This window comes from Aquisalimonas sp. APHAB1-3, from assembly GCF_048323695.1.
Lineage (GTDB): Bacteria > Pseudomonadota > Gammaproteobacteria > Nitrococcales > Aquisalimonadaceae > Aquisalimonas.
In genome coordinates this window covers 1-7,554 of sequence record NZ_JBLWFT010000024.1, presented here as the reverse complement: position 1 = coordinate 7,554, position 7,554 = coordinate 1, and the positions used below count along the sequence as shown (strand labels likewise).

The window sequence follows — 7,554 nt, the reverse complement described above, 5'->3', positions numbered from 1 at the left end:
ACAAATGGCCCAACCAGCGGGCGCGTACTGGGGATAACCACATACTCCAAGCCTCCCATGCATCTGGAAGGCTCAGTGTCCCGGAACCACAATCCGCTCAACAGATGGGGTTCGTGGAGCGCTTACGCCACTACCGTATCGCCTATCTGATCAAGCAAGACGGTAATATCGATGTAAGCGCCCGGTGACGAACATCTTGCAGTCAGGGGGTGGGGGCTGTCACTGGCCAAGTAAATTGACCCCCCCTGGGAGGTGCGGACGAAATCTGGGGATTTTGAATGACCGATGACGGAGCAGGTAGTCCCGCTTGATGGGGGCGAGCCGCCGGGAGCGCTCGTCCCGGAGCCGCATCGGCCTCAGACCCCGCGTCGGGTTGTCGCCGCGCTCCTGGCCCCACTCGTCAACCGCCCGCAGAAACACCTGTTGCAGGAAATTGAACTCGCGCTGGACGGTGTTTGGCGCCACTTCCAGCAATCGCAAGTCCCGCCAGTCAACGATTTCCAGGCGCGTGATTTCGGTGGTCGGGCGGTCGCGCAGGCTGGCCTCTTTAACCCGTAAGCGATCCTCGATCACACCTCGAGGCGGGAACTCCCCGGCCAAGGCGGCCTGCAAATGGCCTGCAAATGCCTTGGCGCTGTCAGATCTGGGGGTAACGACTTTTGTAAGTCGTTGATGTTAAATGGTGGGCGCGGCTGGGATTGAACCAGCGACCCCTGCCGTGTGAAGGGTGTCCGGCCGATCTATGATGAAACCCATTACATGGGTTTTTCCCAATTTTAACAGTTGGTTACCCGGTGTCCTGACTGGCCCCGATGGGCCAGATGCTGACATCCAGCTGCCCCAACTGTCCCCGTAGTGTCCCCACTATTGCTGCCGGTCGCAAGACTGGAGTTCCTCCTCTTGGCGAGCCTTGCTTGGCCGCCGGTGCGCTGAGGGCTATCGACCCTGACATTGGTTGTCCGGAAAACCCGCGGAGAATTGGCGATGGACCCAGGCCACATAGACAGGAGTAGCTCGATGCAAGCTTTGATGACAGTTCCGGGAGCGGCCGATCATCTCGGGGTCTCGGTGAGAACGCTTCGACGACTGATCGAGCGAGGAGACCTGCCGAGCGTGCGGGTGGGGAGAAGCCGGCGAGTGGATCCGGAAGACCTTGAGGCGTACATCGCCCGACAGAAGCGATGTCATGGGCCGATGAGCGATGATGGCGGCCGTGCTGATGGGAACGCGGCGGCCGGCGGTCGCGCAATGGATTTGGTCCGAGCGATCCGTGAGGAACGGGATTAGCGCCGTGAGGGTTCGCATGGTTGCGGGCCGCGTTCGCAACGATGGCACTCCTGACGATGCCACAGCATCCCCGGCTCAGAGCATTGCTCGGCCAATATGCGCAGACAGCAGGGGATCAAAGGCCGTTGCCGGATCCCGGATCTCGTGTTCCAAGAGATGATGGTTCGGCCTGTGCAGCTCCAGCGCAATGTCCTCAAGGGTGTCGCGTGCCTCCGTTGGCGTATCGTCCGTGAGCACGAGAACGAGGGACTTCGCCGACGTGGATGCACTCGTGCTGACCGTTGCCATGCCCCAGACGTAGTCGGAGAGGCCCGGGCGATGACGGAGAGCCTGGACGTCGTCGAGATCGATAGGATGGAGCGTGCAAAGCGAACGCCTGGCGAATTCGTGGACCATGGCGCTGAGGACACGACGACAGGTGAGTTCCGAGCCCTCCAGGTCGGCTGGAATGGCTCCGTCCAGGCATTGCTGGCGCCGTTCAAGCCAACCTGCCGCGCTTGGTCCGAGGTGCGGTTCTTCCTCCTGTAGATGGTCGAGAAGATGCGGGATGCAGACCGTCATGATGATGGGCCCCACGCGTCGCATTTCACCAGGTTGGCCGCAGACCTGGCAGGTTCTTGCCGACCTCGCGTGGGCGCTCCTTAGAATCTCTTCGACTCCCTGCAGCCCGTCATGGGATGCGTAGGCCCGCAGACCACCAAACTTCTCTTTGATCTGAAGCCATCGGAAGAATGAGTTGGGCGCTGCTCTGGAGAGTTCGTCGACCTCCGCCGCCATTGTCTCCAGCGCGTCCGCCCAGCCTCGCACCCACCCTACTGGTCCGGCGGGGAACTGGGTGGGATTATCCGACGACAATCACTCTGGCCGGTCGGCGACAACTATTCTGGCCGGTTGCCACTAAGCTAGACCGCTTTTCCGGGAGACCCACAAGGGGCTGGGATGGCGGTCACCAGGCAACAGGTCAGAGTCTTCATGGCACAACGATCAGACGGCAAGACCCAGACGGCTGCAGCGGCCAAGGCCGGCATTTCCGAGCGCACGGCACGGCGGATTGATGCCGGTCAACAGGTTGGCGGCGGCAAGCCGCGGCATTGGCGTACGCGCCAGGATCCGTTTGCCGAGGTCTGGGATGAAGTCGCCGAGGAACTGAGCGACAAACCGGATCTGCAAGCATTGACGCTGCTGGAGTGGCTCCAGGGACGTTATCCGGAGAAGTACCCCGATCACCTACTGCGGACTCTGCAACGCCGGGTCAAGGCCTGGCGTGCCCGGCACGGGCCGGACAAGGAGGTGATGTTCCCGCAGCACCATGAGCCGGGGCAGCGGGGGCTGTCGGACTTCACGGTGCTCAAGGACGTGACGGTGACGGTACGCGGGCAGGTGCTCGATCATCGGCTCCACCACTTTCGTCTTGCCTACAGTGGTTGGTGCCACGTGCGAGTCATCCTCGGTGGCGAGAGTTACACGGCGCTGGCCGAGAGCCTGGCCGAGGCGCTCGAGCATCTCGGCGGTGTGCCGGTTGAGCACCGCACGGACAGCCTGTCAGCGGCGTTCAAGAACCTGGATGCACAAGCCCAGCAGGACATCACGGAGCGCTACCAGGCGCTGTGCGCTCACTATGGGATGCGGCCGAGCCGAAACAACCCGGGCCGCGGACACGAGAACGGCAGCGTCGAGTCGCCGCATGGTCATCTCAAGCGTCGGATCCGGCAGCGGCTCCGGCTGCGCGGATCGACGGACTTCGACAGCCTGGCGGCGTATCGAGACTTCATTGAGGAGGTGGCCGCCAGCGTCAACCGCCGCAACGCCTCGCGCATCGCGGCCGAGCGGGCCGTGTTGGCGCCGTTACCTTGTCGCCGCGGTGTGGACTACACCGAAGCGCTGGTGCGGGTGACGACCTCCAGCACGTTCACCTACTCCCGTGTGCTGTATTCGGTTCCGGCACGCCTGATCGGTGAGCGGTTGCGCATCCATGCCTATGACGACCGCCTCGTGCTCCACCACGGCGGACAGGAGCTGTTGACGCTCGCCCGCGTGCACACTGTCCCGGGAGGTGGTCGGCGGCGCAGCATCGACTACCGGCATGTCATTACCTGGCTTGTCCGCAAGCCCCGGGCCCTCGCAGGGCTGGCCTTCCGCGATGACCTGCTGCCCGATGCCAACTGGCGCACCATCTACCAGCGTCTGACTGCGTTGCTGAGCACGGAGGACGTGTGCAAGCGCGTGGTGGGCGCCCTCAGGCTAGCAGCGGATCACGACTGCACCCGCGAACTCGGCGACTACTGGAACGGCGCTCTGGAACACGGGCGCTGTCCCACCCTCGTGGAACTGCAAGCCCGCTTCTCCCCGCAGCGGCCATCCGCGCCCCTACCAAGACTCCAGTCGCGCCAACATGCGCTGGCTGACTACGATGCTCTGCTCAAGGAGGCCGTCCATGGCTGATGCTGCAACCCTTCCTTTGCTCCTGCGCCAGCTCCGGCTGCCCACCATGGCCGGGTGCTGCGAAGAGGTCACCGAGCGCGCCGTCACGCACGGCTGGAGTGTCGCCGAGACTCTGGCGACGCTATGTGAATACGAGCTTGCCGAGCGCGAGCGTCGGCGCCTGGAGCGCCACTTGAAGGAAGCGCGCCTGCCGGCTGGCAAAACCCTGGAGGCGTTCGACTTCCAGGCCATCAACGGCGCCGACCGCAACCAGCTCAGCGCGCTCGCGTGTGAGACCGGCTGGATCGATCAGGCCCGCAACCTGCTGCTGTTCGGCCCCTCAGGCGTTGGCAAAAGCCATCTCGCGGCGGCGATCAGCCACGCGCTTATCGAGCAGGGTCTGCGCGTGCGCTACTACGCTGCCTCAGCGCTCGTCCAGGAGCTGCAAGCCGCAAAGCAGGCCCTGCGCCTGTCGGATGCGCTGTCGAAGCTCGACAAATACCGCTTGTTGGTCATCGATGACATCGGCTACGTCAAACGCAACGAAGCCGAGACCTCGGTTCTGTTCGAACTCATCGCCCATCGTTACGAGGCCGGTAGCCTGCTGATCACCTCCAACCAGCCCTTCAGCGCCTGGGACAACGTCTTCCCGGACGACATGATGGCTGTGGCAGCGATCGACAGACTGATCCATCACGCACACGTCGTCGAGCTCAGCGGCGAGAGCTACAGGAAGCGGGCACACACCGAGCAACGCAAGAAGGGGAAGACCGCCTCGGCGGCCTAACGACAACTACCGCCAACCGGCCAAAATAACTGTCGCCGACCGGCCAGGATAGTTGACGTTAGATATGGGATACCGGCTGGCAAGGTTATCCCGTCTGGACAGGTCCAGTTGGCGAGAGATACGTGCGCGGATCGTGTCTGCCGTAACTGTCGGATGCTGTGCAATCATCGGGAAGACCTCTTCAATTATCTTATGGGGCGCAAGCCGAGCACCGCATGCCGCCTGCGCGGTGGTGGGTGCCGCCCTGGACCACTAGGGTCCCGTTCGGTAAATCATCCCGCTGCTCCATCGCGCTCCGGAGAATCGCCCCGCGGTGCTCGTCCTGCTCTCCGGGGACGATGACCGCGCCGGACGCATCACTGACCCCGGCAATTCCAACGCCGATAACCCGAAGGTCTCGATCCGCGTAGTCGAACGTGTAGCTACAATGAACGTGGCCGTGAATGATCAGCTTTGCGCCCATGGCCTCTGCCAGCTCATCAATGGCCGCGTGTCCGTGCGGGTGACAGGCAGGTGCCTCGTGCGACACCAGCACGTCTGCACGCTGATCCCATAGCGATTGGTAATCCTCCCACCAGATGGCGGCACGCTTTTTCAGCGGCAGCCCGCCACGCCAGCGGTTTCCCTTGCCCATGTGCTTGACAAACATCTCACGCGTCGCCCATTTCACGCCGGTGTCCGGATGCCAGACACTTCCCTGAAAGTGTCCGCCGAGGCCCGCTACGCGGATGCCGGAGAGCGTGCTCACCCGACCATGGAGCGAGTTTGCCGCGTAGCTACCCTCGAAAAGGGCGTCGTACTCGGCCTCTTGGTCCACGTCGTGATTACCGTGAATCCAGCTTACGTTCGTCGTCGTCACCGCTGCGTGCAGGGCCGCCTCGAACGAGGTCGCCAGCCCGAAGTCCCCCAAGACAATCATGTGCTCGGGGTTTCGCTCATAAGCGGCCTGATTCAGCGGGGTGAACGTGCCGTGCGGGTCGCCGGCAATCAACAGCGATTGCTGAGCGCGCTCCAAGGGCAGTTCTTGGTTGTCTTCTTGTTGGCTCATCATGTACGTCTCCATGCCGCCCGTTGTCATGAGCGAAGATCCGATTCGGTAGCAAGGGAGTGACAGAGGGTGTTCTGGTGGGGGTGACATATGGTGATCTCCATAACGAAAAAACCGGGCAGTGGCCCGGTTCGTCGTAGAGATCGTTGTCAGCTCAAACGTACGCGCACCGGGCCCTCAGGGGGAAAGCCTCCTGGGTATGATCACCGTTCTGGTTGTGCGCTTGAGTTTGGTCATTTGTATCCGCCGCGGTGGCTGTCTAGCTGATGTTCTTCTACGTTAGCGCGCCTCATGGTCGGTAGCAAGCGGTGCTACTCGGCTGTACTGAGCGGGACCCGCGGGTCTTCGGTATGAGTCCTTCACTTGTCGCCTGGTATTGATCGACCCGACAAGCCTGGGCTTACTGGTTCTGCTCCCGCTCATTCCGAGCGTCCCGTATTTCCCGGTATATTCGGGCACCTTCTTCGGTACTCTCGCGATCCATCACCCTGTTCGGGCCGATTCCGGCATGCGACCCTCCCCCGGGTTTTCTGGTTCTCCACAGGCAGGTGCGGCGTGGTCCGGTCAGTGATCGAAGCCGCTGCGGTGCGGCGGGTCCCGCACTTCGTCTACGGCATACGCCACACCATCGTAGACACTTGAACCACCGAGTGAAGGAGCCCCCATTTCGACCGGACACCTTGTTGTTGATCTGAAGGCCTAGGCATAGCCCTAGTGCTGTTGGGGGGCAGTATCACAGGCTGTTGACCTTGTCGCGGTTGGTGTCCCACCTGCGTCTCCGCGTCACGCAACCCCAGCCTTGTGCCAGCCCGGGATTGATCCGCTCAGGCCCACGCCGCCGACTGGTTCGCGCCCCTCTTCGCAGGACGGTGGCCAGGGACCGACGCGGGGAGTCCACCGCCCACGTGAATTCTGACTCGCTCCGGAACAGGAGGGGTTCCAATCAGGTCCCGGCATGCTTAGCGAGTGCCATTCTGGTGTCGTTGTGGCGCCACATGGGCTCTAGTCTGGCGCCAATTTGGCGCCATTGTGGCACCATCGGTGTTCGCACTGAAGCAACAATCAAACCACGAGACCGGGTCGTTAGCCGCATCTTTACCCGGGGTTCCTTTGCTGCCGCCCGCCCAGGCGGTCAGGCGCTGACTCGGCTTGGCGGGCGGCAAGTTAGTGCGCTCAGTAATCAGGTCACGGCCACGCTCGCTCTAACCCGGAAGCTGGTCTGCGGCGTTCGCTCGCGCCGGCGAAATAAGCAGTAAGTTTACATGAGGAGCAGGATCGCGGGAGCAGGGGGTGTGGTTCTGGCCGTGCTTCGATGGCAACACAATTGGTCACGCCATTCGAGGCCTCTGTGACGGGATGGCCCGTATTCATTTCCTGCCGTCAAACCGGCGGGGCAATTCATATAGGTAACGCTTCAGCCGTTCATATAGGTAACGGTTCTTGCTTCATATAGGTAACGGTACGGTTTCGCAGTTTTCTGCAGGGGTGACTTGTAGCCCCGGGGATCACTCGATTTGCATCGCACGGCACGCTCTCACCCTTCACTCAGGGTTCTACCCCGCTTCCACGGTGCCGGGGGAAGTCCACTGAAAACTTCAGATCCTGTCTGGCCACTCTTCGGCGCATGCGCGGATTATGGAATCGCTCAATGTAGTTGAACACGTCCGCTCTGGCGGCATCGAGCGTCGGATACTTCATCCGATTGGTCCGCTCCCGTTTCAGCATGCCGAAGAAGCCCTCGCAGGCTGCGTTGTCACCGCAGTGACCGCCCGCACTCATCGAACAGACCAGCGTGTTTCGGTTGAGAAACCGCTGGTAATCGCCGCTGCGAAATTGACTGCCGCGATCTGAATGCAGAATGACGGACCAACCGCCCCGGCGCTGCTTGGACTCAAGAATCAAGTGCAACGGATTTTGAGAACGCATGAAGCTCTTCGTTCATGGCCTCTTCGGGTGTTTTCCAGCCGAGCGTTTTGCGGGGGCGCTGATTGAGCAGCCGCGCAATGTCGTT

The 7,554-nt window shown here is 62.0% G+C and carries 6 protein-coding genes and 1 pseudogene; 3 read left to right on the top strand and 4 right to left on the bottom strand.

Annotated elements, in window-relative coordinates; translation table 11 throughout:
- Positions 1-219: 219 nt before the first annotated feature.
- Entirely contained in the window at positions 220-573 is a 354-nt protein-coding gene (locus tag ACNSTU_RS17410; RefSeq protein ID WP_290637076.1) for a hypothetical protein, read from the bottom strand.
- 411 nt (positions 574-984) lie between these two features.
- Here ACNSTU_RS17410 and ACNSTU_RS17405 point away from each other — a divergent pair, with 411 nt between their 5' ends.
- Complete coding sequence (locus tag ACNSTU_RS17405) at positions 985-1,287, top strand: helix-turn-helix domain-containing protein (protein WP_418212802.1); 303 nt, start codon at positions 985-987, stop codon at positions 1,285-1,287.
- Between the two features lie 75 nt (positions 1,288-1,362).
- Here ACNSTU_RS17405 and ACNSTU_RS17400 read toward each other — a convergent pair whose 3' ends face one another.
- On the bottom strand, positions 1,363-2,064 hold the full coding sequence (locus ACNSTU_RS17400) for a hypothetical protein (RefSeq protein WP_418212801.1): 702 nt from the start codon (positions 2,062-2,064) through the stop codon (positions 1,363-1,365).
- 162 nt (positions 2,065-2,226) lie between these two features.
- Between ACNSTU_RS17400 and istA the strand changes: the two genes are divergently transcribed.
- The gene (gene istA, locus ACNSTU_RS17395) at positions 2,227-3,729 is read left to right on the top strand and encodes an IS21 family transposase (protein WP_418212800.1); all 1,503 of its coding nucleotides are present in this window, start codon (positions 2,227-2,229) and stop codon (positions 3,727-3,729) included.
- Positions 3,722-4,495 carry an IS21-like element helper ATPase IstB gene (gene istB, locus ACNSTU_RS17390; protein ID WP_418212799.1) on the top strand — a complete coding sequence of 258 codons (774 nt, stop codon included), beginning with the start codon at positions 3,722-3,724 and terminating at the stop codon, positions 4,493-4,495. Before istA ends, istB begins: the two co-directional genes overlap by 8 nt.
- Positions 4,496-4,685: 190 nt before the next feature.
- Here the strand turns inward: istB and ACNSTU_RS17385 are convergent, their stop codons facing one another.
- A complete protein-coding gene (locus ACNSTU_RS17385; RefSeq protein WP_418212798.1) occupies positions 4,686-5,546 on the bottom strand; it encodes a metallophosphoesterase family protein in 861 nt (286 codons plus the stop codon).
- 1,542 nt (positions 5,547-7,088) lie between these two features.
- Positions 7,089-7,409, bottom strand: a pseudogene (locus tag ACNSTU_RS17380) (IS3 family transposase); the annotation flags it as partial.
- Between the last annotated feature and the right edge of the window lie 145 nt (positions 7,410-7,554).